General features: G+C 60.4%; 24 protein-coding genes. 14 read left to right on the forward strand and 10 right to left on the reverse strand.

Annotation, left to right across the window (positions count from 1 at the left end):
- Nucleotides 1-173 precede the first annotated feature (173 nt).
- The 3 genes from ONZ54_RS20155 to ONZ54_RS20165 all read left to right on the forward strand — a co-directional run bounded on the left by ONZ54_RS20155 (nt 174) and on the right by ONZ54_RS20165 (nt 3,965).
- Nucleotides 174-1,841 carry a DUF342 domain-containing protein gene (locus ONZ54_RS20155; RefSeq protein WP_334312715.1) on the forward strand — a complete coding sequence of 556 codons (1,668 nt, stop codon included), beginning with the start codon at nt 174-176 and terminating at the stop codon, nt 1,839-1,841.
- A gap of 168 nt (nt 1,842-2,009) precedes the next feature.
- Nucleotides 2,010-2,819 (forward strand): sugar-phosphatase, encoded by an 810-nt coding sequence (yidA, locus tag ONZ54_RS20160; RefSeq protein WP_271786999.1) that lies wholly within the window; start codon nt 2,010-2,012, stop codon nt 2,817-2,819.
- Nucleotides 2,820-3,185: 366 nt separating this feature from the next.
- Entirely contained in the window at nt 3,186-3,965 is a 780-nt protein-coding gene (locus tag ONZ54_RS20165; protein ID WP_058394819.1) for a gamma-glutamyl-gamma-aminobutyrate hydrolase family protein, read from the forward strand.
- Between the two features lie 11 nt (nt 3,966-3,976).
- Here the strand turns inward: ONZ54_RS20165 and ONZ54_RS20170 are convergent, their stop codons facing one another.
- Nucleotides 3,977-4,390, reverse strand: a complete 414-nt coding sequence (locus ONZ54_RS20170; protein ID WP_170321039.1) for a hypothetical protein — start codon at nt 4,388-4,390, stop codon at nt 3,977-3,979.
- Between the two features lie 115 nt (nt 4,391-4,505).
- On the opposite strand from ONZ54_RS20170, the gene ONZ54_RS20175 reads away from it, so the two are divergent.
- Nucleotides 4,506-6,032, forward strand: a complete 1,527-nt coding sequence (locus ONZ54_RS20175; protein ID WP_059169219.1) for a mechanosensitive ion channel family protein — start codon at nt 4,506-4,508, stop codon at nt 6,030-6,032.
- Between the two features lie 41 nt (nt 6,033-6,073).
- Nucleotides 6,074-6,472 (forward strand): STY0301 family protein, encoded by a 399-nt coding sequence (locus ONZ54_RS20180; protein ID WP_087757059.1) that lies wholly within the window; start codon nt 6,074-6,076, stop codon nt 6,470-6,472.
- 29 nt (nt 6,473-6,501) lie between these two features.
- On the opposite strand, the gene ONZ54_RS20185 is transcribed toward ONZ54_RS20180, so the two are convergent.
- The 6 genes from ONZ54_RS20185 to lptM all read right to left on the reverse strand — a co-directional run bounded on the left by ONZ54_RS20185 (nt 6,502) and on the right by lptM (nt 11,513).
- Nucleotides 6,502-7,212, reverse strand: coding sequence for an HAD-IA family hydrolase (locus ONZ54_RS20185; protein WP_271787000.1), 711 nt, complete (start codon nt 7,210-7,212; stop codon nt 6,502-6,504).
- 116 nt (nt 7,213-7,328) lie between these two features.
- On the reverse strand, nt 7,329-8,297 hold the full coding sequence (gene xerC / locus ONZ54_RS20190) for a tyrosine recombinase XerC (RefSeq protein WP_265451545.1): 969 nt from the start codon (nt 8,295-8,297) through the stop codon (nt 7,329-7,331).
- Nucleotides 8,290-8,970, reverse strand: coding sequence for a DUF484 family protein (locus tag ONZ54_RS20195; RefSeq protein WP_005316158.1), 681 nt, complete (start codon nt 8,968-8,970; stop codon nt 8,290-8,292). Before ONZ54_RS20195 ends, xerC begins: the two co-directional genes overlap by 8 nt.
- A gap of 82 nt (nt 8,971-9,052) precedes the next feature.
- On the reverse strand, nt 9,053-9,883 hold the full coding sequence (dapF, locus tag ONZ54_RS20200) for a diaminopimelate epimerase (RefSeq protein ID WP_334312716.1): 831 nt from the start codon (nt 9,881-9,883) through the stop codon (nt 9,053-9,055).
- Between the two features lie 182 nt (nt 9,884-10,065).
- Nucleotides 10,066-11,316, reverse strand: coding sequence for a diaminopimelate decarboxylase (gene lysA / locus ONZ54_RS20205; RefSeq protein WP_005316164.1), 1,251 nt, complete (start codon nt 11,314-11,316; stop codon nt 10,066-10,068).
- A gap of 20 nt (nt 11,317-11,336) precedes the next feature.
- A complete protein-coding gene (gene lptM / locus ONZ54_RS20210) occupies nt 11,337-11,513 on the reverse strand; it encodes an LPS translocon maturation chaperone LptM (protein ID WP_073531790.1) in 177 nt (58 codons plus the stop codon).
- Between the two features lie 73 nt (nt 11,514-11,586).
- Here lptM and cyaY point away from each other — a divergent pair, with 73 nt between their 5' ends.
- Both cyaY and ONZ54_RS20220 read left to right on the forward strand, forming a co-directional pair.
- Nucleotides 11,587-11,901: an iron donor protein CyaY gene (gene cyaY / locus ONZ54_RS20215; protein WP_271787001.1), complete on the forward strand. Its 315-nt coding sequence runs from the start codon at nt 11,587-11,589 to the stop codon at nt 11,899-11,901.
- Nucleotides 11,898-12,551, forward strand: a complete 654-nt coding sequence (locus ONZ54_RS20220; protein WP_271787002.1) for an alpha/beta hydrolase — start codon at nt 11,898-11,900, stop codon at nt 12,549-12,551. Before cyaY ends, ONZ54_RS20220 begins: the two co-directional genes overlap by 4 nt.
- A gap of 111 nt (nt 12,552-12,662) precedes the next feature.
- Here ONZ54_RS20220 and ONZ54_RS20225 read toward each other — a convergent pair whose 3' ends face one another.
- Nucleotides 12,663-15,194 (reverse strand): class I adenylate cyclase, encoded by a 2,532-nt coding sequence (locus tag ONZ54_RS20225; protein ID WP_058394812.1) that lies wholly within the window; start codon nt 15,192-15,194, stop codon nt 12,663-12,665.
- Between the two features lie 323 nt (nt 15,195-15,517).
- Here ONZ54_RS20225 and hemC point away from each other — a divergent pair, with 323 nt between their 5' ends.
- Genes hemC through ONZ54_RS20245 form a run of 4 tightly spaced genes read left to right on the forward strand, consistent with a single transcriptional unit; the run spans nt 15,518 to nt 19,398 of the window.
- The gene (hemC, locus tag ONZ54_RS20230) at nt 15,518-16,447 is read left to right on the forward strand and encodes a hydroxymethylbilane synthase (protein ID WP_271787003.1); all 930 of its coding nucleotides are present in this window, start codon (nt 15,518-15,520) and stop codon (nt 16,445-16,447) included.
- Complete coding sequence (locus tag ONZ54_RS20235) at nt 16,444-17,178, forward strand: uroporphyrinogen-III synthase (RefSeq protein ID WP_271787004.1); 735 nt, start codon at nt 16,444-16,446, stop codon at nt 17,176-17,178. Before hemC ends, ONZ54_RS20235 begins: the two co-directional genes overlap by 4 nt.
- Nucleotides 17,175-18,224, forward strand: coding sequence for a uroporphyrinogen-III C-methyltransferase (locus ONZ54_RS20240; protein ID WP_005316199.1), 1,050 nt, complete (start codon nt 17,175-17,177; stop codon nt 18,222-18,224). Before ONZ54_RS20235 ends, ONZ54_RS20240 begins: the two co-directional genes overlap by 4 nt.
- Before the next feature lie 10 nt (nt 18,225-18,234).
- Entirely contained in the window at nt 18,235-19,398 is a 1,164-nt protein-coding gene (locus tag ONZ54_RS20245) for a heme biosynthesis HemY N-terminal domain-containing protein (protein ID WP_058394809.1), read from the forward strand.
- A gap of 94 nt (nt 19,399-19,492) precedes the next feature.
- Here the strand turns inward: ONZ54_RS20245 and ONZ54_RS20250 are convergent, their stop codons facing one another.
- Complete coding sequence (locus tag ONZ54_RS20250; protein ID WP_005316205.1) at nt 19,493-19,744, reverse strand: YkgJ family cysteine cluster protein; 252 nt, start codon at nt 19,742-19,744, stop codon at nt 19,493-19,495.
- Between the two features lie 152 nt (nt 19,745-19,896).
- A complete protein-coding gene (gene glpX, locus ONZ54_RS20255) occupies nt 19,897-20,907 on the reverse strand; it encodes a class II fructose-bisphosphatase (RefSeq protein ID WP_005316208.1) in 1,011 nt (336 codons plus the stop codon).
- A gap of 217 nt (nt 20,908-21,124) precedes the next feature.
- Between glpX and ONZ54_RS20260 the strand changes: the two genes are divergently transcribed.
- From ONZ54_RS20260 to ONZ54_RS20270, 3 genes are all read left to right on the forward strand, one after another.
- Nucleotides 21,125-22,186 (forward strand): porin, encoded by a 1,062-nt coding sequence (locus tag ONZ54_RS20260; RefSeq protein ID WP_005316211.1) that lies wholly within the window; start codon nt 21,125-21,127, stop codon nt 22,184-22,186.
- A 122-nt stretch (nt 22,187-22,308) separates the two neighbouring features.
- Complete coding sequence (locus ONZ54_RS20265; RefSeq protein WP_271787005.1) at nt 22,309-23,196, forward strand: ABC transporter substrate-binding protein; 888 nt, start codon at nt 22,309-22,311, stop codon at nt 23,194-23,196.
- A 232-nt stretch (nt 23,197-23,428) separates the two neighbouring features.
- Complete coding sequence (locus ONZ54_RS20270) at nt 23,429-25,471, forward strand: TonB-dependent receptor (protein WP_271787006.1); 2,043 nt, start codon at nt 23,429-23,431, stop codon at nt 25,469-25,471.
- The last annotated feature ends 42 nt before the right edge of the window (nt 25,472-25,513 follow it).

The raw sequence follows: 25,513 nt of genomic DNA on the forward strand, positions 1-25,513 counted from the left end.
GATTTCCTCGTCCCAGCTCACCCATTTGTGCTTAGCGCGTTGACCCAAAAAGAGAAATACCCGAATACTGCAGACCGACATCATGTTGATGGCTCGCGTTTTTAATTAAAAGCCGATTAAATAGAAGCAAGTAGCGATCTCACTGGAGATCATGGCGAGAGTAAGGGAGCCGGGTGTTAAGCAAAGAGTGGTTACTGTTATCAGCCGATATGGAATACGCCTGTCTGCGCATCGTGCCCGGGTTGACCAAGCCCGTTTCAGAGAACGATATTCAGGCGCTGTTGCTGGCCTCCAACTGTCGCCGCTACCAGCCGCTGACGGAGGGGATCAAGCAGGCCATCAGCTTGCTCAATACCCTGTTGAGCAACCCGGCTACCTCTCTGCCCGGCAACCCAGTCCCCATTGCCCAGCGCCACGATGCCCGCGTCACGCTGGTCATCGAGAAGGACCGGATGAGCGCCATTGCCCAGATCACCGCAGACTGGGGCGGCAAGTTTCTCACCACAGAACAGCTGGAGCAGGCAATCCAGACCAGCGAGGTCAGCCAGGGGGTACAGACCTCCCTTATTACGGCCGCCATTCTGGCCGCCAAGGAAGCTGCGCCGGGCACAGTACTCAAGTTGCCGGTAGCACTGGGCAAGGCGGTGGTCAATGGCAAGGACTCCCGTCTGGAGCGACTGGTGGAGACACCCGCCGAGCGGATCCTCAAGCCCCAGGAACGGGATGATGGCCGGGTCGACATGCGGGATCTCGGTACCATAGTCACGGTCAAAGCCGGCGCCCAGTTGATGCGGCGCCACCCCGCGACTCAGGGGGAGCCCGGGTTTACCGTCACGGGCCAGGATCTGCCCGCCAAGAATGGCAAAGACAGCCCCATGAGCGCTGGCGATGGCACTTATCTCTCCCCTGATGACCCCAACCTGCTGATTGCCAGCCGGGCCGGCCTTCCCTGCCAGGAAAAAACGGGCATGAAGGTGGATGAGGTATTGAGTGTCAAACAGGTGGATGCCCGCCACGGCCATATCACCTTTGAAGGGGGGCTCATCGTCAATGCCGACGTCCAGCCCGGCATGAAGGTCAAGGTCAGTGGCGACATCGTCATCGGTGGTTTTATCGAAGGGGGCGAGATCGAAGCCGGCGGCAGCATAACGGTTCGCCACGGCATCATTGGTCGGCGCAACGAGCAGGGTGAATACCTGTGTCATCTCAATGCCCAGGGTGAAATCCACGCCAGCTATGCCCAATACGCCAAGCTGGAGGCTGGGGGTGACATCCAGATCCAGAGTCAGCTCAACCACTGCTACAGCCGCAGCGGGCAAGACCTCAAAGTGGGCGACAGCGGCATGCGCAAGGGCCACCTGATTGGTGGCATCAGCATCGCCAATCGTCTCATCATGGCTCCCATCCTGGGAGCCTCTGCGGCCAACCACACCAAGCTGCAAATCCTTGGCGGCTACTTCACCCACAAGGAGCAGGAACTGGCCCTGCGCCAACGCAAGCAGGAGTGCCGGGATCAATTGGACAAGCTGCAGGATCTGCTGCTCAAGTTGCTGCAGTTGCCCACCGACAAACGCAACCCCGAGACCCTGCAGAAGATAAAGCTGATCCGTACCAAGCATCTCGAGGAGAGCAAGCTGCTGGATGAGCAGCTGGAGGCAGCCCAGGAGGAGCTGCAAAAGCTGATGGCGGAGATGGACATCATCGCCGCCCAACGGGTCTTCCCCGGGGTCGAGGTGGAGATGGCACACTATCACTGCCGGGTCGATATCGAACATGGCCCCATCCACTTTGCCATTCGCGAGGATCAGGTACAGCTGATCCCGTACGAACCACACAAATGACCCGGGCCGGAGACTACCGGCCCTCTCCTCATCGCCCTTCCACCTTGCGAGCGGGCGCCCAATACTCGGGATCCATCCCGTCATCCGTGATCCAGGCGGCGATTTTCGCTACACTCGGCCTCCCATTGGCCCCATTGGGCGGGCCAGCCAGACTTCAGGTAGTGAAAGATGTACAAGCTGATCGCATTGGATATGGATGGCACCCTGCTGAACCCTCAGGGCCAGATTTCACCCCGCACCCACGCCGCCATTGCCGCCGCCCGCGCCAAGGGAGTGACGGTGGTACTTGCCTCGGGCCGCCCGCTGGAAGGGATGAGCCGCTATCTTGTAGAGCTCGGCCTCACGGGTCAGGATGACTACGTCATCTGTTACAACGGCGCTCTGGTACAGCAGGTTGCCGACCAGCGCATCATTCGCAGCCAGCTGCTCACCGGAAGCGACGCCAGTGCCATCGCCAGACTGGCCGACGAGCTGGAGGTGAACGTACACGGCTTCTCGGTCAGCCAGGGCCTCATCAGTCCCAAAGTCAGCACCTATACAGAGCACGAATCCCGCCTCATCGGCATGCCCATCAATCTGATCGATTTTGCCACTCTGGCGGCCGACGAACAGATCATGAAGGTGATGATGATCGACGAGCCGCCCCAGCTCTCCCGCGCCATCGAGCGCCTGCCAGCCGAACTGTACGAGCGCTACACAGTGGTGCAGAGCGCCCCCTTCTTCCTCGAATTCATGAACAAGCAGAGCAACAAGGGCACAGGGGTCGCCGCCCTGGCCGAACATCTGGGCCTTGACGCCTCCCAGGTCATCGCCGTGGGGGATGCAGGCAACGACCATCACATGATTGAATACGCCGGACTGGGCGTGGCCATGGGCAACGCCACAGATGAAATCAAGGCGCTGGCCCAACACATCACGGGCCGCAACGACGAGGATGGCGTCGCCCAGGTGATCGAGCGGTTCATCCTGAACGCCTGAGCCAAACAAGGGGCCTCCACCAGGGCCCCTTCTGCTATCCGGCCAATCTGGTCAAATGTTTAATATATCCACCACAGCTATCCCCTTCATACCCACTGCATAGCATCAAAGCCCCTATAAAAGGGACTCAAGCCTGTGTGCTGCTCATGACGATTAACATTTCAGTATCATTTCGTTTGACATATTGAACGGCCTTGGCAGACTGAGATCAGGATCCAGGCCGTCATTGCCCAGGCTGACCGACGATTCTGGTACTGCGGCACGACCCTGATCCCACGACCATGCCTTGAGGCATGCCCTTGCCCTCTCGCTGGCAGCAAGGGCCTTCCCAAGGCGCAGGATTGCAAAGGATAGCCAAGGTGAATCATGACTCGCATCCCCCACACCCCATGTAAGCCCGTCGTACTGATGACAATGGGGGCCCAGCCCCGCAACGGTCACGCCTACCAGGTAATGACCCACAAATACATCACGCCCCTGGTGGAAATCAGTGGCTGCGTCCCCCTGCTGGTACCGACCTGCTGCGGAACGGAAGACCTGGCGCAGTATCTGGATCTGGCCGATGGCGTCTATCTGAGCGGCGCCGGATCCAACATAGATCCTGCCCTCTATGGCCAGGAGAACCTTACCCCGGAGAAGCAGCAGGACAGAGACAGGGATCTGTTCGACATTCCGCTGGTACGTGCCGCCCTCGATCGCGGTCTGCCAATTCTCGGGATCTGTCGCGGCATGCAGGAGATCAACGTGGCCCTCGGGGGCGACATACACCAGAAGGTCTACAACGAGCCCGGCTATGACGATCACAGGGAAGATTCGGACGATCCGGTCGATGAACAGTACGGGGAGAGTCACCAGATTGAACTGGTGTCCGGCAGCTGGTTTGCCGATCTGATGGGGCAACCTGCTATCCCCGTCAACTCGCTGCATGGACAGGGGATCAAGACGCTGGCAAAGGGGCTTGAGCCGCTGGCCCATGCCGAAGACGGGCTGGTAGAGGCCATTCATGCCCCCACACTCTCCCCCTTCCTGCTGGCGGTACAGTGGCACCCGGAGTGGAAAGCGACCGAGAATCCCCACTCCGTCAAGATCTTCCAGGCTTTTGGTGACGCCTGCCGTCAGCGCAGGACTCGCACCTCACACACCTGAACCTGTGTTGTCTAGTCGCCAAACCCCCGCGCCTTGAGCTTGGGCAAGCCACCACGCTCGGGGCGCAATGTACGGCACACATCCATGCCCTTGAGCCCGCGCTGGATATGGTCCGGCGTGTGGCCAAACACCATGCCGTTGCTGCGGTAAAGGTTGTCATCGTCAAGCTCGAACAACTCGCCGCCGATGAGCAGCTGCTCACGGCCATTCACCACCTTGCCCCGTTTCAGTGGCAACGTCATGTCGGTCAGCACCTCGCCGGTGGCACAACCCTCACGCCAGCGGGCCTCGTCGGAGAAAGGGGTAATGGCAATCTCGCGCCAGGATCCATCCCTGAACTCGACCCGGTATTTGTCTGCCAGCAGGTCGCATCCTGCCAGTGGCAGCAATGCCACCAAGCAGATGATTTTCTTTGTTAATTGCACCAAGTCACACTCTCCTGTCGAGACTGCCAACAGCATAAATAAATCGTGTCGCCAGCGCACCCTTTACCCTTGTCTAACCAGCTATGCTGGAAATATCCAACGATAAGGGGCTGTTATGTTTAGCGATAATTTCGTTGCCCTACCTACCTTGCAGTGGATTGGCGAGCACCCGTTCTGGACCCTGCTGACCCTGTTCTTGCTTATCACCCATTTTTTGCGCAGCCCGGGGCGGCGGCGCGAGCTGGTTTCCGAGCTCGGCTTCGTCATGATGAGCATGGTCGTGATCCTGCTGATCCAGTTCGAGGGAGGCTGGTTCCGCCTGCCGCTACCCCACCGCTGGCTGGTGGAAATATCCAGTCTGCTGGCCGGTCTGGTACTGGTGAAGGTCTGGGGCATACTGCTGTTCCAGTTTCTGCTGCCCCTGTGCCAGATCCGCATACCGCGCATCATAGCGGACATCGTCATCACCATCGGCTACATCAGCTGGTGCCTGTTCAGGCTATACGCTTCCGGCATGGCCCTTGGCGAGATAGTCACCACCTCGGCCGTCATCACCGCCATCATCGCCTTCTCCATGCAGGACACACTGGGCAACCTGCTGGCCGGAGTCTCCATCCAGCTGGACAACTCCATCGCCATCGGTGACTGGTTGCAGGTGGAAGCCATCCAGGGCCGGGTGGTGGAGATCAACTGGCGCGCCACCACCATGGAAACCCGCAACTGGGAAACCGTGGTGATCCCCAACAGCCACTTGCTCAAGCAGCGTTTCACCGTGCTGGGACGGCGACAAAATGCCCCCCTCCAATGGCGGCGCTGGGTCTGGTTCGATCTGACCCTGGATACATTGCCGACCCAGATCATCGCCCTGATCGAGAAGTCCTTGCGGGAAACCAACCTGCCCTGTGTGGCCAAATATCCTCAACCCGACTGTCTGTTGATGAATGTGGAAGGGGGAATTGCCCGTTATGCCGTTCGCTACTGGCTGACCGACCTGGCGCGGGACGACCCGACCGATTCCATGGTGCGCAGCCTGATCGATGCCGCCCTGCGCCGTAACGACCGGCGTCTCACCCCCCCTATTTTCAATGTCTTCATGGCCAAGGAGAAACAGCATCAGGATGCCCGCCACAAGCGCCACACCGTCGAGCGCACCGCCACCCTGCGCAAGTTGCCGCTGTTTGCCATGTTGCAGGAGGATGAGCTGATCCAGCTCGCCGATCAGGTCAAATTCGCCCCCTTCGTCAGTGGCGACATCATGCTGGAGCAGGGGGAGGTTTCCAGCTGGCTGTTTGTGCTGGTCAAAGGGGAAGCTGAAATGCTGGTCAAGGTGGAGGGGCGTGAATTGCCGCTCGGCACCCTCAATACCGGCGACTTCTTCGGCGAGCTGAGCCTGCTCACCGGCGACCCCAGTCCCTTCACGGTGCGGGCACTCGGCACCGTTGAAACCTACCGCATCAATCAGGCCATGTTCCAGGAGCTGGTGATGCACAGGGAGTCCCTGGTCGAGCCGCTCTATCGGGTGCTAAGCAGTCGCGAGCAGGAGCAGCAGACACTGTTGGCAAGGGAGGCGGAGTCCATGAAGCAACCGCCGCAACAGCGTGATCTGCTCAATAAACTGATGAAGCTGTTCAGTGGAGGATGACGTAGCATGGGGCACCACATAATGCCGGGAGACCCCACACAATGTTACTGACCGCACTGGCTTTGAGCGCCAGTTTGCAATTTGACTGCCCGCCAGCCATAGACACCCGCCAGCAGCTGCTGAGCCAGCCTCGGGGCTGGCAAGCCGTGGCCCGAAACAACCAGGGAGAAGCGGGCCAGACCCTGAGCCACAGGCTGGATAACCTAGCCCTGTTCGATGGTGATCCGGGCGAGCTTGCCCAGCTCAAACCGGACAATGGTGACAATGACGAGACTCACTACTGGAGTCTGGACAGCCGCAATCCGCGACCATTTTATCTGGTCTGCCACTATGGGGGCACAGCCATCACCTTGCAGCAGGCGCTCCCCCCGGGCATCAACTACTGCCGCGTCAACCAGACCGATAGTGACCAGCTGCACGGACTGATTTGTCGTCAATAAGGGCCGCGAACAGCTGCCGGCGAACACGATCAGAGCAGCAGGTCTGCCAGCTCTCCCAGTCCGTTCAGTTCCACATCCGGCAACAATGGCAACTGCCGCCAGGATCGCTGGCGGTCATTGAGCCAGGCGGCGCGAAAGCCGTGCAGGCGGGCGCCCAGCACGTCCGTCACTGGATGATCCCCCACGTGCAGTATCCGGTCTGGTGCCAGCTTGAGGGCAGCCTGCGCCTGGACAAACATGTCCGGCGCCGGTTTCATCCTGGCACCCGCCCCCGCCTTGCAGACCAGGGTGAAGTAATCATTCAGCCCGGCCTGGGCCAGGTCCAGATTGCCATTGGTGATCACCACCAGCGGATAGCGCTCGGCGAGTCGTGCCAGCAACTCATGGGTCGCGTTACTCACCTCAATCTTTGAGCGTTCGACGAGAAAGCCGGCGAACACCTGCTCCGCCTCGCGACTGGCGATGGCTGCCGCCATGCCTCCCTGCAACATGGCCTCATGAATGGTCCGCTGGCGCGCCAGACTGACATCCTGGCGCAGCTCGGGATGGGCGATCAGCATGATGCGTTTGAGATCCAGCCAGCGCGGCTTGTCCAGCATGGCGGTCGCCAGGTATTCGCTGCGCAGATGCTCAAGCATCCACTGCTCGGCCCGTTCAATGGCCGGGCCGTTGTCGTAGAGGGTGTCATCGAGGTCGAACGAGATGGCAGCAACCGGCTGCCAACGGCGATAAAAATGCATTCATGCTCCTTCACGGCGGGGTAATCAGGCCCCCTTGTTCATCTTCCGGTATATCTGGCTACCCTGGCGGTTTGGATGCTCAGATAACCCCAGACACTCCTTCACAGAGGTAAAGGTCACTCATCTTCCGGCGTGGCAGGATCCCGCTTGGCCCTGGGGTGGGCATTGTCATAGACCTTGGCCAGATGCTGAAAGTCGAGATGGGTATAGATCTGGGTAGTGGAGAGATCCGCATGACCTAGCAACTCCTGCACGGCACGTAGATCGCCGGAGGACTCCAGCATGTGAGTGGCGAAGCTGTGGCGCAGCTTGTGGGGATGGACGTGGGCATTGAGCGCCTGCTTGTTGCCCCAGCCATCGAGCCGCTCCTGTACGGAACGGGCCGACAGCCGCTGTTTGCGCTTGGAGACGAACAAGGCGTCGGCCTCGTCCCCCGCCAGCAGAGGGCGTACCTTGAGCCACTTGTGCAGCCACTCCACCGCCATTCTTCCCATGGGCAGCACCCGCTCCCGCGAGCCCTTGCCGGTCACCTTGAGCTGACGGTCATCGAGCTTGATGTCACCCAGATTGAGCCCCACCAGCTCGGCCAGCCGCAGGCCGGAAGAGTACATCAGCTCCATGATGGCCCGATCCCGTACCGCCAGGGGATCCTGCTCGTCTGTGATGTTGAGCAACTGGTACATCTCGTCCACATCCAGATTTTTCGGCAGCGGTCGCCCCTGCTTGGGGGTCACTATGCCGCGGGCCGGGTTGGCGGTGAGCCGTCCCTGGCGCACCTGCCAGTCGCAGAAACTGCGCAAGGCGGAGATCTTGGTAGAAAGGGAGCGGGGAGCGAGCCCGGCCTTGTGCATCCGGGTCACCAGACTGCGCACCTGGCTCGCCTCGAGCCGGGCCCAGTCGCTTACACCCAGCCTGACCAGCTCGGCGGCCATGGCCTGCAGATGGGATTCATAGTTGCTGCGAGTGTGAGGGCTGAGCTGACGCTCGACCCTCAGGTATTCGATAAAGGCCGCCAGCTCATCGGCCAGAGAGGCTGGCAGAGGCTCGGTGGCAGGGGCAGACGCTTTGGCCGGTTCCCTAGCCATGGGTCAGTTCAGGCAGACGCAACTGCAACAAGCGACCCAGCTGACCCAGCAGCAGGGTGTCGTTATGGGGGCTGAAGTGGCTGGGATCGGAACTGGCAAAGGCCAGCACGCCGAGATCGCCGAGCCGCATCAGGGCCACGGAGTTGACCAGCACATCGTGGCCAAACAAGGCCTGCTTCTCACTCTGGTTGAGGCGGCCAAAATAGTAATCCTGCCCCGGCAGCCGTTGACCCAGCAGTTGCTCGAGTTGCTTGCCGTCCGCCATGAAGCGCAGCTCGGGGCCGCTCAACTGGAATTTCTTCGGACTGAGCCAGAGCCGCAGGCCGGTCAGCCGCAGCCGCTGCACGAACGCCTTGCCCATCACGGCGCTCACCTCGAACAGAGACTGGCAACCATAGAGCTCGCCGTAGAGGTCGGCATAGACCCGGAAGATCCGCTCGTTCTCGCTGGCAATCCCCATCAACTCAGTGATCTCCTGCTCCAGCTGCTCGATGCGCTCCCGCTGCCTGTCCATCTGGCGTTCAACCAGAGAGACCGAGCCTTTGCGTTCATGGGGAATGCGGATCCGGTCCAGCATGGCCGCGTGGCGCTGGAAAAACTCGGGATAACGGGCCAGGTACTCCAGCACTGTGGCTTCATCCACCAGTGGCTCCTGCCGTTTGAGTTCGCTCATAAATTGGTTGGTCCATTACAGAAAAAGGGCACTGGGCCCTGACATTATCGCGCAGCAGAGAGGGCTTGCGCCCTCGTCATGCCTATAACTCTATCTGGCCGTCGAATACATGCTCGGCCGGGCCCGTCATATAGACCGGCTGACCCGGCCCCTTCCAGGCTATGGTCAGCTTGCCACCCGGCAGACTGACGGTGACCCGCTCCTTGAGCTTGCCCTGACTGATGCCAATCACCGCCGCCGCACAGGCACCGGTACCGCAGGCCAGGGTCTCACCTACACCGCGCTCGAATACCCGCAAACGGATCTCGGTGGCGTTGACCATCTCCATGAAGCCGACGTTGACCCGTTCGGGGAAACGCTCGTGCCGCTCCATGATGGCACCCAGAGTCTCCACCGGCGCATCAGCCACCGACGGAACTTCAATGACGCAGTGGGGGTTGCCCATCGAGACCACACCACACATCACAGTATGCTCTTGTGCCCGCAACAGATAGGTTTTTTCCGCCTTCTGAGCCCGAAACGGGATCTTGCCCGGCTCAAACTGGGGAACCCCCATGTTGACCGTGACCTGATTCTCCCCTTCCAGCTGCAGGCTAATGCGGCCACGGGCCGTGCTGACCGCGATGCGATTCCGGTTGATTAGCCCCTTGAGGCGCACGAAACGGGCGAAACAGCGGGCACCATTGCCGCACTGCTCCACCTCGCTGCCATCGGCATTGAAGATGCGATAGTGGAAGTCGAGTTCAGGGTCATAGGGCGGCTCCACCAGCAACAGCTGGTCAAAACCGATCCCGAAGTGGCGATCCGCCAGCTTCTTGATGACGTCATTGCTGAAAAACACCTTCTGGGTGACACCATCCACCACCATGAAGTCGTTACCCAGCCCATGCATCTTGGAAAAATCTATCAACATAGTGCGTTCCTGTACCCTTTAGGCAGTAAATGCTCGGCGCACCAGCGATCCGCTCAATCGTGCGTTCCCCTGCTATCAGGGCCGTCAATGCTCGCAACACCGGCAATCGGTCAACTGCTCGCGCGTTCAACGCACACAGAGACGCGTCTGGAAAATCCAGTCGCCGTGGTGCCTTCCTGTGTTCAGGGCAGTAGATGCTCACCACGCCAGAGATCGGCCAACTGCTCGCGCTCTCTGATGAGGAAGGATTGGGTGCCATCCACCAGCACCTCGGCCGCACGCGGACGAGTGTTGTAGTTGGATGACATGGTAAAGCCATAGGCACCAGCGGAGCGTACCGCCAGCAGGGAGCCCTCGGCGATAGCCAGGGTGCGCTCCTTGCCGAGGAAGTCACCCGTCTCGCACACGGGGCCGACCACGTCATACAGCGCCTTCTCATGGGCCGTGCGGCTGTCCACCTCTATGATGTTCATCCAGGCGCCGTAGAGAGAGGGACGCAACAGGTCGTTCATGCCGGCATCGATCAGGGCGAAGTTGCGGGTTTCACCCGGCTTCAGGTACTCCACCCGGGTCAGCAGCACACCGGCGTTGGCAACGATGGCACGGCCCGGTTCGAACAGCAGGGTCAGATCCCGGCCCGCCAGCTTCTGCTTGAGCGCCTCGGCATACTCGGTGGGATGAGGTGGCTGCTCGGCACCATAGTTGACCCCGAGGCCGCCGCCCACGTCCAGGTGATGGATATGAATACCTTCCGCCGCCAGGGTGTCGATCAGGCGCAGCAGCTTGTCGGCCGCCTCCATGAAGGGGTTGAGTTCGGTCAGCTGGGAACCGATGTGGCAATCCACCCCCTTGATCTCTATGTTGGCCATGGCCGCCGCCTTGCGATAGATGGCAGGCGCCTGCTCGATGGGGATGCCGAATTTGTTCTGCTTGAGGCCGGTAGAGATGTAAGGGTGAGTGCCGGCATCGATATCCGGATTGACCCGCACCGAGACCCGGGCCTTCTTGCCCATGCTGCCCGCCACCCGGTTCAGACGCTCCAGTTCGGCTTCCGACTCCAGGTTGAAACAGAGGATCTCTTTATCCAGCGCCAGCCGCATCTCGGCTTCGCTCTTGGCCACGCCGGAGAAAACCACCTTGGCCGGATCACCGCCCGCCGCCAGCACCCGCGACAACTCGCCGCCGGAGACGATGTCAAAACCCGAGCCCAGGCGGGCCAGCAGGTTGAGCAGGGCCAGATTGGAGTTGGCCTTGACCGCATAGCAGATCAGATGAGGAATATCGCCCGCTGCCTGATCGAAGGCATGCCAGTGGCGTTCCAGGGTCGCACGGGAGTATACGTACAGCGGGGTGCCGTATTGCTCGGCAAGGTGTTGCAGCGAGGTTTGCTCGGCCTGAAGCTGGCCGTCGGCATCGTAGTTAAAGTGATCCAAGGGGGCGGTTCCTTCCTAAATTATTGCGGCGCGGCCTCTGGGGCAGCTTCGACGGTCGCAGGCGTCTGTGCTTGCGGTGTACTCTCGGTCTGGGGCTGCTCGGGAGGCGGCATGTAAAGCGGTCCCGTCAGGCCACACGCGGCCAAACCAAGAGACAGAAGAGTGGCGAGCAGACACTTGGTAAGCTGGGTAATCATAATGGTTCGCTGCGAAAAAATTTTTGGCCCTCTATAATCGCACTCACATTGTTAAAAGCAACAGGATAAACCGATGAAGGATCACGAGTATCACGCCCTGACCGACGCCTTTTTCCAATATGTGGAAGACATTGTCGACGCAGGATATCCGGATATTGACTGTGAACGTGCCGGTGGGGTCTTGACCCTGTCGTTCGAGAACAAGACCAAGGTCATCATCAACAAGCAGGAGCCCCTGCACCAGATCTGGGTCGCCACCCGCGAGAACGGTTTCCACTTCGAGCTGCAAGGGGAAACCTGGATCGACAACCGCTTCGGCCATGAGCTCAAGGCGCTGCTGACCAAAGCCTGCACCACCCAGGCAGGTGAGTCAGTGGTATTCCCATGATTGACATTCATCCACAGGACGCCCGCCACGCCGTGATCTGGCTGCACGGGCTGGGGGATTCCGGGGCCGGGCTGGCCCCGCTGGTGGACGCACTGGACTTGCCTGCCGACCTGCCGGTTCGTCATCTGCTGCCCGATGCGCCCGAGCGGCCCATCACCATCAACATGGGCTACAAGATGCGCGGCTGGTACGACATCAAGAGCTTCGACGATCCGGCAGACCGCGCCGTTGAGTCCCATGTGCGTGAATCCGCCGCTCGCATCGCTGCCCTGCTGGACCAGCTGGTGGCCGAAGGGTTTGCCCCAGAGCGCATCCTGCTGGCCGGTTTCTCCCAGGGCGGAGTGATCGCCTCCTTCACTGCTCTGCGCCATCCGGTTCGGCTGGCTGGCCTGCTCTGCATGTCCACCTATCTGGCGGCGCCCGAGCAACTGGTCGAAGAGATGAGCGAGGCCGCCCGCAGCCTGCCCATCTGCTACATGCACGGCATCTATGACGACGTGGTGAATCTCTCCATGGGCTGGGATGCCAAGAACCGGCTGGAAGCGGCGGGGCTCACCCTAGAGTGGCACGAATATCCGATGCGCCACGAGATCTGCCGCCCCCAGCTTGACGACATCCGCAGCTGGCTGCTGGCACGCCTCAGTGCCTAAACGGGTTCACGACGGATAAAACAACGGCCTGCTTCTGCAGGCCGCTTTCTATTCGATTTGTTCGAGGCTGTTCGTTTGCCTCTCTTGCGACCCTTCGCCGGGCCACATGAGCTAGCCAGTGGCAGACCCCAGCTCGCGGGCCGGACTGGCGTTGTCACGCATCTGCCCCTGACTGCGGTAGGGGATCACCTCCAGCTCGCCGTTGATCTGCACTATCTCGTAGTACTGGGGCAAGTTGAAGTTGCTGAACTGGCCCGCATCGCTGAAACGCTCGTGACTGGAGGCATAGAAACGGTTCACCCCCTGCACCAGCTCATCCTTGTTGCCGGCAAAATGCTGGTAGATCTCCACCCGGTTCGCCTCATCCAGAATATAGATGTTGGTGCCCGCATCCCGGGTATCGAAGAAGAACTGCACCAGCCCTTCACTGGCGTAGGCATCGACTATGTCGGGCAGATGCTGGCTGTGGGTCTTGTCGAGCCGCAGCGGCAGGTGATCCAGCTTGTTGTGGGAGATATGGCGGTAGAAGTCGATGGCGTTTTCCAGCTTCTTGACCGACACGCCGCGCCGTTCGAAGAAGATGCCGTACTTCTCGCGGCCCAGCGCCAGCGTCTTGACCAGTTGCAGCTTGTCGCGGGCGAGACGCAACTCGATGCACTCGGCCACCAGTTGCTGGAAGCGGGTCCGAATCAGAGAGCGGAAGTGCTGGCTGTAACAGAACACTTCGATCATCTCGGGAGCCGCCGCATCCTGATGCATCTTGCCGAGAATGGTGGTGAGAGCATCCACCACGGCTTCGTCGCCCTGGAAGTGCAGGGTACGGATCTCGCTCCAGGAGTTGCGATAGACCAGATCCACCGAGCCCACCAGACACTCCTGATTGCGACCGAACGAGAACACATCGGCAGCATTGGCGTCGAACTCGATCACCTGACCCATCCAGTGGCTGGTCGGATCCGTCTCCAGGTTGAGGAAAATGGAGAGCTGACGGATCTCGCACGGACGGCTGAGGGCCAGGTTGGTAGCGCGGGGATACTTGACCGGAAAGGTACCGGACAGGTCGCGGCAGAACTGGTGCAGATTGTCGATGTGCAGATCCGAGCCCTGATTGAACAGGTGCACCCGGGACTGGGGCGTCAGCAGGCCGTTGAAGTATGCCCAGGAGACCAGCTTGCTGATATAGCCGTTATATTCGAGCGGCGCCCGGCCAATGATGTCCACCGGATCCAATGAATGCTTGTAGAGATACCAGCCGGCACGGTTGAGGCGACCATGGGGCACCTGCACCAGGCTGAGATCCGGCTCGCTCAGATCTGGCGCTATGGTCAGATTGATGCGCTGCACCTTGCCCGGCAGGCTCTCGAACGCGGCGTAGAGCTTGCGTGACAGTATGCCTATGTCTTCCGGGTTGATGGACTCGCTGATGTTGTTGCGCCGGGCAAACTGGATCAGGTTGCGATAGCTCTGCATCAGGGCTTCCAGCAACTCGGCGTGGGCCACCTTGACGTCTTCGACCTTCCACTCCTGGCGGTGATCCAGATGGTGGAGCCGCTCCGGGCTCCAGCCCCAGTAGGAGACCAGCTGGGTCATCTGTTCGCGGCGCCAGGCCGGGGAGTGCTCCTCCTTCGGATGGCTGAGGCCGTCACACACTTTCAGATAGAAGCAGCGGCGCACCAGATCGAGGCGCTGCATGTCACCAATGGACTTGAGGTAGTTGGTCACCTTGTCCAGCATCAGACAATAGTTGTCGAGCCGGTAGTGCATGCCATCGTTGTGCTGGAACCAGTCGCGACTGGTGACCGACAGCAGACGGGTGTTGGGATACTCGTGAGAGTAAGCCTCCATCAGCACCGACTTGAGCACGGCTTTGTAAGGGGAGTCGATGCCCTTATAGAGCTGCCACAAGGCGGAACCGAAGTACTCCTCGGCCGGAATCCGGTTGAACCCACCCAGATCGAGCCAGTCATCCTGACTCAGCTTGCCATCCGCAAACAGGCTGTCCACATACTCGTCGTAGTGATCGTCATACTCGGCAGGCACCAGATACCAGAGCAGGCGCTTGCCCGCGATCAGCATGGCGCTGCGATAGAACTCGTCGAGCAGCAGCAGGTGCTGGGCGCTGCCACAGCTCTCTCCCTGCATCTGGGCGTCGTTGCACTGGCGGAACTTGTCTTCGGGGATCAGGAAGAAGTTGAGATCCACCCCCCGCTGCTCGGCCCACTTGGAAAGTTGCTGACACTTGAGATCCAGCAACTCGAGCCGCGCCTGCGACAAACCGGCCACGTGGCAGACCCAGATGTCGAGATCCGAGTGGCAGCACTGACCAATGGACGAAGTGCTGCCCATGGAGTAGAGCCCCTGGATCGACTTGTCATGGGTAGTAAGGCCGTTCTGGCAGTTGGCGTTCTGGCACAGATCCTGGATGAAGGCCTGCTGGGCCTCGTTGGCGGTAAAACTCCAGATGCCGTGGGGCACATCACCTGCCACATAACCGGGCAACAGGGGATGATTGAAGTGCAGCATGACAGGCAGCAGTTGGAAGACCTGCTGCCCATAGCGACTCATGAGACCTAACGCCCGTTGCGTCTTGAGACGATTGAGTTCGTCGTAGCGCGCCACCAGCGTATCGAGTTTTACCAGCAATGCCCTGCCTATACCAAGGTAAGAAATGACGCACCAAAACGGGGAGACGTCAAAAAAGTGTGATCATGTTAACAATGCAAACAGCGGTGGTAAACAAGCCCGCACTGAATCACCGGATTATTTCTGACAAGCCACTAAACAGTATCAATGGAAAGCAATAAAAATTAATAATTTCATGTAGTTAATAAATTAATTCACCTTAATGAAAATCATTTTCAGCAGCCCTTTTTGAGCTTGGCCCCGCTTTTGCTGGCTGCGCCATGAAAGCCCCTGCAAAGGGTGGTAAGATCGTTTTCCTTCTAAAGATGAAACAACTGATTGATATGGCAGCCCGAACCCTGAAAATTGCCACTCGCAAGAGCCCATTGGCCCTGTGGCAGGCCAACTTCGTCAAAGACCGGCTGGAAGCCCTGTACCCCGAGTTGCAGGTCGAGCTGGTGCCCATGAGCACTCAGGGTGACAAGATCCTGGATACCCCTCTCGCCAAAGTGGGTGGCAAGGGGTTGTTCGTCAAGGAGCTGGAAACCGCCATGCTGGAGGGCCGAGCCGACATCGCCGTCCACTCCATGAAGGATGTGCCGGTGGAGTTCCCGGAAGGGCTGGGCTTGCACACCATCTGTGAGCGCGAAGATCCGCGCGATGCCTTCGTTTCCAACCATTTCAGCCAGATAGAAGCACTGCCGCAGGGTGCCGTGGTCGGCACCTCCAGCCTGCGCCGTCAGTGTCAGCTGCGGGCCTCCCGCCCGGATCTGGTGATCCGCGACCTGCGTGGCAACGTCAATACCCGTCTCGCCAAGCTGGATGCCGGTGAATATGACGCCATCATTCTCGCCGCCGCCGGCCTGAAGCGTCTGGAGATGGCACATCGCATCACCGCCTTCATCGAGCCGGAGCAGAGCCTGCCTGCCAACGGTCAGGGTGCGGTCGGCATCGAATGCCGCCTCGACGATCACGAGCTACACACCCTGCTGGCACCGCTGGAGCACGCCGAGACCCGGATACGGGTGCTGACCGAGCGAGCCATGAACCGCGCCCTGCAAGGGGGCTGTCAGGTCCCTATTGGCGCCTACGCTCTGGTACAGGGGGATGAGGTCTGGTTGCGCGGTCTGGTGGGCAGCCCGGATGGCAGTCAGGTGATCCACGACGAGATCCGCGGTCCGCTGGCAGACGGTGAGTCCCTCGGCCACACCCTGGCCCAGCGTCTGCTGGCGGCTGGTGCCGACGTTATCCTGGCCGAGGTCTACCGGGCATGATACCCCTGGTGGTGCGCCCGGCCGCTCAGTCCGCCGAGCTGGTGCAACTGCTGCGCCAGCACGGCCACGCACCGCTCTGCTGTCCACTGCTTGAAACGGCAGCGGGCAGCGAACTCCCCCGCCTGCCCGAACTGCTGCCCCAGGCTGACATCGTCATTGCAGTCAGCGTGCATGCAGTTCATTTCACTCATCATTTTCTGTTGCAAACTGGTCAGACCTGGCCAAGTATTGACTACTTTGCGGTCGGCCAGGCCAGCGCGGATGCCTTCGCCGAAGTCGGTATAGAGGCGAGCTGCCCTGACGATCCCCGTAGCGAAGGGCTGCTGGCCCTGCCCGCCCTGCAACAGGTGAGAGGCAAGCGGGTATTGATACTCAGAGGCAACGGGGGCCGGGATCTTATCGCCCGGACGCTGGCCTCACGCGGTGCTCTGGTGCACTATTGTGCGGCCTATGAGCGCCACTACCCCGAACTCGACGGGGACACATTGACTCGCCATTGGCAGGCAGCCGGGCTCGACAGCCTGCTCATTACCAGTGGTGAACTGTTGCAACGGCTGCTGGAGCTGGTGCCAGGCCAGCAGCAGCCCTGGCTTTATGACCGCCTCTTGGTGGTGCCCAGCCCCCGCGTGGCCGACATGGCCAAGATGGCGGGCTTTACCCATATCACGATTGCCCAGGGTGCATCCAACCAGGCCCTGACGGCCGCTCTGGAACTGAGGAAGATGGAATGACTGAACAACAAGAATCCCAGGTCAAGCCCCAGCCGACCGCCGTGGTCAATGGCGGCAAGAGCCGCTCCGGCGTTCTGCTGGGTGGCGTTGCCATACTGCTGGCCCTCGGCCTGACTGGCGGTCTCTACCTGCATGGCCACCAGAGCGCCGTGGCCCAGCAGGGGGAACTGGATCAGCTCAAGCAGCAACTGGCCGAGGCCATGAACAAGCTGGATCAGAGCAACAGCAAGGATAGCGAGCAACTGAGTGCGCTGGGCAAAACCCAGCAGCAACTGCAAGAAGAGCTCAAGGGTCTGCAGAATCGGGTGCTGGATCTCAACGACAAGCGTCCCAACGACTGGATGCTGGCCGAATCCGAATACCTGGTACGCATGGCGGGCCGCAAGTTGTGGCTGGAACATGACCTCATCTCCGCCATTACCTTGCTTGGCAATGCCGACGAGCGGATCAAGGCGCTCAACGATCCCAGCCTGATGCCCATTCGCAAGGCGCTGGCGGAAGACATAGCCCAGCTCAAGGGGATGCCGCGCATCGACCGTGAAGGATTGACTCTGAAACTGGCCGCCCTCTCTGACCAGATAGAGCTGTTGCCCCTCTCCACCGTCAGCATGCCGGAAGCCAAGACCGAGCCGGATCAAGCCGTCAGCACCAATCCGGACGAGTGGGAAAGCAACCTGAAGAAGAACTGGGTCAAGTTCACCGAGAACTTCATCACCATACGTCGCCGCGATGGCGCCGTGGAAGCCCTGCTCTCCCCGCAGCAGGAGATCTTCCTGCGCGAAAACCTCAAGACCAAGCTGCTGCAAGCCCAGCTCGCCGTCTACCGCGAGCAGCAGGCACTGTATGACGACAGCCTGGAGAAGGCACAGCGCTGGCTGACCCAGTATTTCGATACCGACAACAGCGCCACTCACTACATGCAGTCCGAGCTGGACAAGCTCAAGAGCGAGCAGATCCAGTTCACCTATCCGGATCGCTTCAAGACCCAAGCCATGCTGGAAGAGGTGCTGACCGAGCGCCTGCAACGCATTCTGGCCAGCAACTGAGGAGGGCACCATGATTCGTCTGATTGTTCTGGTGGCCGTGATGATAGCCGGGCTGATGTTTGGCCCTGAAGCATCCGGCAACAAGGGGTATGTGCTGATCGCCCTGGGTAACTACACGGTAGAGTCCTCTGTCACCAGTGCCGTGATCCTGGCCGTGCTGTTCTACGGCGCCCTGCTTGTCATCGAATGGCTGCTGGGCAGGGTATTCGGTCTGCGCCGCAAGACACTGGGCTGGTACGGTTCGCGCCGGCGCCGCAAGGCCAACCAGCAGACGGTGGCAGCGACACTGGCCATGGCCGAAGGTCACTACAGCCAGGCCGAGAAGCTGATGCTCAAGGGCGCCAGCAACAGCGATACCCCGCTGCTCAACTATCTGAGTGCCGCCAAGGCAGCCCAGGCCCGTGGCGACGACGTCCGCCGGGATCAATATCTGCAAAAGGCGCAGGAGGAGAACCCCAAGGCCGAGCTGGCACTGACCCTGACCCAGACCCAGCTGCAAATTGAGCAGGGCCAATACGACACTGCGCTGGCCATGCTGGAATCCGTCTACGCCCTCAACCCGCGCCATCCCATGGTGCTGGATCAGCTGCGTCAGGTACATCTGGCGCGCGAGGACTGGGCGGCCCTCATCGACCTGATCCCCGTGCTGCACAAGGTGGGCAAGCTGACCCCCAAACAGGAAGAAGATTTGCTGCATCGGGCCTGGACCGGTCGGCTCAAGGCTGCCAGTGACGCCCTCGAAACCCTGCGCCCTGTCTGGCAGGATCTGCCCCGCAAGCTGCGCCAGGATCCGGATCTGCTGGCCGCCTACGGCGATCGCCTGCGTGAGCTCGGCGCCGACAGCGAAGCCGCCGAACTCTGGCTGGACGCGCTGCGCAAGCAGGTCTCCCCCCAGTTGCTGGCTCGCCTGCCCAAACTCAAGCTGGAGAGCTACCAGCCGGTGCTGACCCTGTTGCAGAAGATACAGGATCAACCGGGTGTCGAGGCGGCCCTAGCCCAGATCTATCTGCTGGCGGGTCAGCTGGACCAAGCCCAGCGCCTGCTGGAACAGGAAGTGGCAAAGACACCGAGCGCCGCCATCTACCACGCCCTTGGCCAGGTAATGGACAAGCGCCGGCTAACCAACAAGGCCAACGAGTATTATCGTCAGGCCCTGGCGCTGGCCGACGTCTGACCCTGCTGCCGCTGACGGATACCACCCAAAAAGAGAGGCCGCGATTGCGGCCTCTCTTTTTTCTGTTCTGCTCTGATTTTACGCCGCGGCCGGTTTATGCCGTCTGCCGCTCCAGCTCACCGATGAGCCAGATGGCCTCTTCCCGATGAAAGCCGCACACATCCTGCATGGGTCGAAAACCCCCGCAGACCGCCGGCCGATCAGGCTGGTCGAAGATCTTGCACCCCAGCTGCATGTCGAGCTGTACGCAGGGCACACCGGCCGGCTTGCCGGCGGGCATACCCGGGATGGCACTGCTGATACTGGGGGCGATGCAGCAGGCACCACAACCTTGACGACATTCCATGTAACGCTTTCCTCTGCGTGGCGAACCAGTCTAGCAAAGAGCCGTGATTCCCCTTAGCCTTATCCCGGCGCTCCCTGAAATAGCGACCTCCCAGACAACAAAAAGCCCGACGGCAACAGCCGTCGGGCTTTTTCAACAGCAGCGTCAGCGCATCACAGAATGATGTCGCGCACCACGCTGTCTTTGCGCTCCAGGAAGTGGATCGACTTGATGCGACGAATCGTCCGCGACTTGCCACGGATCAACAGGGTCTCTGTGGTCGCCATGACGCCATCGCTGGTGATGCCGTCCAGCAGATCACCCTTGGTGATGCCGGTCGCCGAGAAGATGACGTTGTCATTCTTGGCCAGATCTTCCAGCTTGAGCACCTTGGTCACATCGATGCCGAGCTCCACGCAGCGAGCAATTTCCTGCTCGCCCAGCGCACGCACTTCCGGGCTGTCGCCCTTGACCTGATGACGGGGCATCAGGCGAGCCTGCATGTCACCATCCAGCGCACGGATCACCGCCGCCGAGATCACCCCTTCCGGCGCGCCGCCGATGCCATACAGCATGTCGACTTCGCTGTCCGGCAGACAGGTGAGGATGGAGGCTGCCACGTCGCCATCAGGGATGGCAAACACCCGCACGCCCAGTCCCTGCATCTCCTTGATAGCCTTGTCGTGACGCGGCTTGGCCAGGGTGATCACGGTCAGGCGGGAGAGCGGCTTGCCCAGCGCCTTGGCCACGGCCTTGAGGTTCAGCTCGAGGGCCTGATCCAGGTCGATGGCCCCCTTGGCCTTGGGACCCACGATCAGTTTTTCCATGTACATGTCGGGCGCCTTGAGGAAGGAACCCTTGTCGCCGACCGCCAGCACGGCCAAGGCGTTGGCCTGGCCCATGGCGGTCATGCGGGTACCCTCGATAGGATCGACCGCGATATCCACGGCATCACCCAGCCCGGTCCCCACCTTCTCGCCTATGTAGAGCATGGGGGCTTCGTCGATTTCACCTTCACCGATCACAATCTCACCATCGATCTGGATCTGATTGAGGATATGGCGCATGGCCGCTACGGCCGCCCCATCGGCGATATTCTTGTCACCACGTCCGAGCCACTTGTAGCCAGCCAGTGCAGCCGCTTCCGTCACTCGGGAAAACTCGATTGCCAGTTCACGTCTCATCGCATATCCAACCTTTGGAGCTCGAAAACGGGCGGCATTCTATCACAAGGGCAAACCTTTGCGCGCAAAAGTGGCGGATGGTCACACAAATCCCGGACCGTCACCAAACTGACATCAAACCGCCATCGACACTTAACGGGATTGTCACCCCGCCGTCATTCCCCCTGCCTAGCATGGCCCCGTCTTTTAAAACAAAAGCTTGCAACAAGGGATCAAGATGAAAAAGCTGACTGTAGTGGCACTGGCTCTCACCGCGGCCTTCCAGGCTCAGGCCGTTGAAGTGTACAAAAACGACACCACGATGGTGGATTTGTATGGACGTATCTACGCTGGCCATTTCTTCGGTGACAAGAAGGAAGGGGTCGACACTGCCAACCCGAATGGCACTCATGACTACAGTGCCAAGCAGGGTGCAAACCAGTTTGTCCGCTTCGGCGCCAAGGTGGATAGCCAGATCAACAGCCAACTGAAGGCGCTGGCCCAGTACGAAGTGCAGATGTACATCAATGACAGCGAAAAAACCATCAGCGACAACTCAGACAACCTGCGGACCCGCCTGGCGTTCGCCGGTGTGGGCGCTGACTGGGGCAACATCACCTTCGGTCGCCAGAAGGGAGCCCCCGGCTTCCTGGCCGACTGGACTGACGTCTCCCTCTCCGATGGCTATGGCAACGAAGCCCTCGGCGCCAAGACCGACACCTTCGCCACCAACCGTGCCGGTTCAGTGCTGAAATACTCCGGCCTGTTCAATGGCTTCCAGATAGACACCAGCTACAAGTTCGATGGCGGTGATACCGAAGAGACCACCAGCAAGGACAGCGATGCCGCCTACGGTGCCGCCGTGGCTTACACCTTCCCGTTCGACCTGGCACTGGGTACCGCCTACAACGTGGGGATCCGTGACAAGAGCGGTGAAGAAGATGCCAAGCTGTGGCTCATCTCCGCCAAATACGACAACAAGGCAGTCTATGCCGCCCTGAGCTATGCCGACGGCACTGACTTCCTGGCCACCGGCACCGACCACACAGGTTGGGAAGCCGCGCTCGGTTACAACTTCGAGAACGGTTTCGGCCTGATGGCACTGTGGAACAAGCAGGAACAGGACAAGGCGGGTACCAAGAAAGACAATCTGGATTACTACACCCTGGGCGCCCAGTACAAGTTCAACAAGAACTTGCGCGTCATCGGCGAGTACCGCATCAACAACCTGGACAGCGTTGCCGGTAAGGCAACCGCCAACAAGGATGACTTCCAGCTGGCGGCCCGTTACGACTTCTAAGTCGGGTTTTCAGCAAGAAAAACAACGCGCTGGCTTATGCCGGCGCGTTTTTTTGTGGCCCCCTGTCAACCCGGCATCCAGCCATGACCTAGGCTCAACAGAACCATGAAGAGGAGATCACCATGCTGTTACGCCTGCTTGTCTGCTGCTGCCTGTTGCTCACCCTTCCCGTTCAGGCGCTGACCATCGCCATGGTGCTGTGGCGCGGTGAAACCGATGCCGAGCGGGGCTTTCGTGCCGAACTGATCCGGCTGGGATACAACCCCAGCTTCATCACCTTCAACGCCAATCAGGATCGCTCTGCCCTGGCGACACTGCTGCGCCAGCAACTGCTGCCCTCCCTCGCCCAATACGACTATATCTACAGCTTCGGTACCACGGCCACCACCATGGTCAAGAGTCTGATCGGTGAGCGCAAGCCACTGATTTTCAATATAGTCTCTGACCCTGTCGGGGCCGGGATCCTGTCAGAAGAGCGAAGCGACAACCCCATGGTGGCCGGCTCCAGCAACCTGGTGCCCATGGCACTCCAGCTCGCCAACGCCCGCAAACATCTGCCCAACAGCAAGGGGCTGCTGCTGCCCTTCAACCCCCGCGAGCAGAACACCTTGCTGACCGCTGAACTGCTGCTGCGTGAAGCCAAGCGCTACCAGTGGGACCTCACGACCTGGCGCATAGCACCGGACAAACGGCGGCTCACAAACGAGCTCAAGCGCCTGCAGCAGGATGCGAAACAGAGCATCGTCTTCCTTGCCGCCGACAGCTATCTGCTCTCCATCGCCCCCGAGCTGCTGGCCGCCCTCAACGAGGCGGGCATCCCCACCATCTGCAGCGCCGAGCAGTTTGTCCAACACGACTGTACCGTCAGCACCATCAGCAGCTATGACACCCTGGGACGGATGACGGCCAGCATCATCCACCGCCACTTGCAGGGCACGCCGCTGCAAGAGATACCACTGCAGACGGATCCGGCTCCGCGACTGGTGCTGGGCAAGCAACTGGCGCCATAGCACCGGACTTTTCTACCCATACCCTCAACCCCCAGTCACTCGTCCAGCCACACGGGCCTGACGTCATGTGCGCTCCATCCGATCCCCCTGCATATTTGCATCACATCTTTATGTTGCAGAGCTAATGAAAATCAATATCATTAGCATCCTCTCAAATGAGAGAAACCAATAATTATAAATAAATCAATAAGTTCAGACCATCAGGTCGCTTCCTCAAGAGTCAACACGCAACATGTACACACCGAATCACCCACGCGCCCTGCTGGGCGTGGCTCTGCTGGCCCTGAGTGCCGGCGCCCGCGCCGAAGACGAGACCATGACGGTCGTCGGCAAACGCAGCCAGCATGAAGAGGTCGCCACCGCGACCCGCACCAACACCCCGGCCAAGCTTGTTCCCCAGGCCATCGACAGCGTCAAGGCCAGCGAACTGACCGCCTTCGGCCAACCCACCCTGAGCGAGGCCCTGACCGGTATTCCCGGGGTCAACGCCAGCGGTGACACCCGCTTCGATAGCGTCAATATCCGTGGCTTCAGTGCCAGCAATGACTTCTATCTGGACGGCTTTCGCGATGACATGCAGTACACCCGGGATCTCGGCAACATAGAGAGGGTCGAGGTGCTCAAGGGCCCGGCGGCGGTGCTGTACGGCCGTGGCAGCACGGGTGGCATCATCAACCGGGTCAGCAAGAAACCGCAGAAGGGCCAGGAGTCCAGCGTCACCGCCCTGGTGGGCAGTTTCGATACCAGGCGCGTGGCCGCCGACCTCAATGCCGAGGCGGGTGAACGGGTGCAGCTGCGCCTCAACCTGGCACAGGAAGACAAGGACAGTTTTCGCAACGACGTGACCAGCAAGCGCACCCTGCTGGCCCCCTCCGCCAACTGGGAGATCAGCGACAAGCTGAACTGGCTGGTACAGTACGAGCGCAATGCCCACGACCGCACCCCGGATCGCGGCATTCCCGGCGTCAATGGCCGTCCGGCCGACGTGCCGAAGGAATATGTCTACAGCGATACTCGCCGCGACTTTATCGACGACGTGGCGCAATCCACTCGCTCCCGCCTCTCCTGGGACATCAACGATCAGTGGCAACTGCGCCAGCAGCTGGGCTACAGCACCCTCGACAGCCAGTTCGACAACACCTATGTCACTAGCGTCAAAGGGGATCAGGTCACCCGTGCCCGCTGGCAGCAGGATCTCAAGGCCAACAGCCTGATCAGCAACACAGAGGCCGAAGGCCAGCTGCAGACCGGCCCCGTCGAACATCGCCTGCTGATCGGGTTGGAGCGGAACTGGCAGGAGCGCACCCCCAAGCTCTACCAGAACGCCAGCCCCATCCCGGCCGGCAATCTTTACGATCCGGGCTCACTGCCCACCTATGATGGCGCCATGAAGTTATCCAGCGACGCCAACCACAAGGTGCGCGGTTACGGCCTCTATCTGCAGGATCAACTCAGCCTGGGTGACTGGCATCTGGTAGGCGGCTTGCGCCGCGACGACTTCACCGTCACCAGCCGCCGCAACGACCTCAACAAGGAAGAGACCCTTTCGGTCACCAGCCTGAGCCCACGGCTGGGGCTGGTGTGGAATCCCCTCGAGGATCACGCCTTCTACACCTCCTACAGCAAGACCTTCACGCCGGTTGGCGGGGAGCTTATCGGCATTACACCGGGGGACAAGAACAACAGTCTGGATCCCCAGAACACCCGGCTGTATGAGGGTGGCGTGAAGAGCGACTGGCTGGATGGCCGCCTGGCGACCACCCTCTCTCTCTACCGGTTGGAGATGTACAACAAGCGCAGCAAGGACCCGCTGGATCCCACCAAGGTGACCCTCACCGGCCTGCAACGCACAGATGGCATAGAGCTGAGTGCCCGCGCCCAGCTGACCGACGAGCTTTACCTGCGCGGCGGCATCGCCATCCAGGATGCCGAGCAGGTGAAGGCGGATGCGGATCTGCAGGGCAAGCGGCCGATGAACGTCTCCCGCCAGAACGGCCAGCTGTTTGCCGGCTATGAGAGCGGCCAGCAGGGCTGGTTCGGCGAAACCGGCGTGACTGCGGTAGGCGATCGCTTCGCCGACAACGCCAACACCACCACCTTGCCCGGCTATGCCCGCTTCGATGCCCGCGCAGGCTACCGCTGGCAGCAATGGGAAGCCCAGCTGAGCGCCGAGAACCTGACCGACCACGACTACTTCGTCAGCGCCACCAGTGCCTCCCAGATCCTGCCGGGCACGCCCCGCCAGCTGAATCTGAGCGCAGCCTACCGTTTCTGATCTTCCTTTCATCACAGATGACCCCTGGCCAGCGATTGCTGG

The organism is Aeromonas salmonicida, assembly GCF_028355655.1.
Classification (GTDB): Bacteria; Pseudomonadota; Gammaproteobacteria; order Enterobacterales; family Aeromonadaceae; genus Aeromonas; species Aeromonas salmonicida.

Bases quoted from the DNA above. Each gene is read 5' to 3' on its own strand.
- xerC (WP_265451545.1), bottom strand. From the start codon at position 8,297: ATGGCTAGGGAACCGGCCAAAGCGTCTGCCCCTGCCACCGAGCCTCTG.
- hemC (WP_271787003.1), top strand. From the start codon at position 15,518: ATGGCAGCCCGAACCCTGAAAATTGCCACTCGCAAGAGCCCATTGGCC.
- ONZ54_RS20180 (WP_087757059.1), top strand. From the start codon at position 6,074: ATGTTACTGACCGCACTGGCTTTGAGCGCCAGTTTGCAATTTGACTGC.
- ONZ54_RS20175 (WP_059169219.1), top strand. From the start codon at position 4,506: ATGTTTAGCGATAATTTCGTTGCCCTACCTACCTTGCAGTGGATTGGC.
- ONZ54_RS20245 (WP_058394809.1), top strand. From the start codon at position 18,235: ATGATTCGTCTGATTGTTCTGGTGGCCGTGATGATAGCCGGGCTGATG.
- ONZ54_RS20260 (WP_005316211.1), top strand. From the start codon at position 21,125: ATGAAAAAGCTGACTGTAGTGGCACTGGCTCTCACCGCGGCCTTCCAG.
- cyaY (WP_271787001.1), top strand. From the start codon at position 11,587: ATGAAGGATCACGAGTATCACGCCCTGACCGACGCCTTTTTCCAATAT.
- ONZ54_RS20250 (WP_005316205.1), bottom strand. From the start codon at position 19,744: ATGGAATGTCGTCAAGGTTGTGGTGCCTGCTGCATCGCCCCCAGTATC.
- glpX (WP_005316208.1), bottom strand. From the start codon at position 20,907: ATGAGACGTGAACTGGCAATCGAGTTTTCCCGAGTGACGGAAGCGGCT.
- ONZ54_RS20195 (WP_005316158.1), bottom strand. From the start codon at position 8,970: ATGAGCGAACTCAAACGGCAGGAGCCACTGGTGGATGAAGCCACAGTG.
- ONZ54_RS20185 (WP_271787000.1), bottom strand. From the start codon at position 7,212: ATGCATTTTTATCGCCGTTGGCAGCCGGTTGCTGCCATCTCGTTCGAC.
- ONZ54_RS20265 (WP_271787005.1), top strand. From the start codon at position 22,309: ATGCTGTTACGCCTGCTTGTCTGCTGCTGCCTGTTGCTCACCCTTCCC.
- ONZ54_RS20235 (WP_271787004.1), top strand. From the start codon at position 16,444: ATGATACCCCTGGTGGTGCGCCCGGCCGCTCAGTCCGCCGAGCTGGTG.
- lptM (WP_073531790.1), bottom strand. From the start codon at position 11,513: ATGATTACCCAGCTTACCAAGTGTCTGCTCGCCACTCTTCTGTCTCTT.
- ONZ54_RS20220 (WP_271787002.1), top strand. From the start codon at position 11,898: ATGATTGACATTCATCCACAGGACGCCCGCCACGCCGTGATCTGGCTG.
- yidA (WP_271786999.1), top strand. From the start codon at position 2,010: ATGTACAAGCTGATCGCATTGGATATGGATGGCACCCTGCTGAACCCT.
- ONZ54_RS20270 (WP_271787006.1), top strand. From the start codon at position 23,429: ATGTACACACCGAATCACCCACGCGCCCTGCTGGGCGTGGCTCTGCTG.
- dapF (WP_334312716.1), bottom strand. From the start codon at position 9,883: ATGTTGATAGATTTTTCCAAGATGCATGGGCTGGGTAACGACTTCATG.
- ONZ54_RS20165 (WP_058394819.1), top strand. From the start codon at position 3,186: ATGACTCGCATCCCCCACACCCCATGTAAGCCCGTCGTACTGATGACA.
- ONZ54_RS20240 (WP_005316199.1), top strand. From the start codon at position 17,175: ATGACTGAACAACAAGAATCCCAGGTCAAGCCCCAGCCGACCGCCGTG.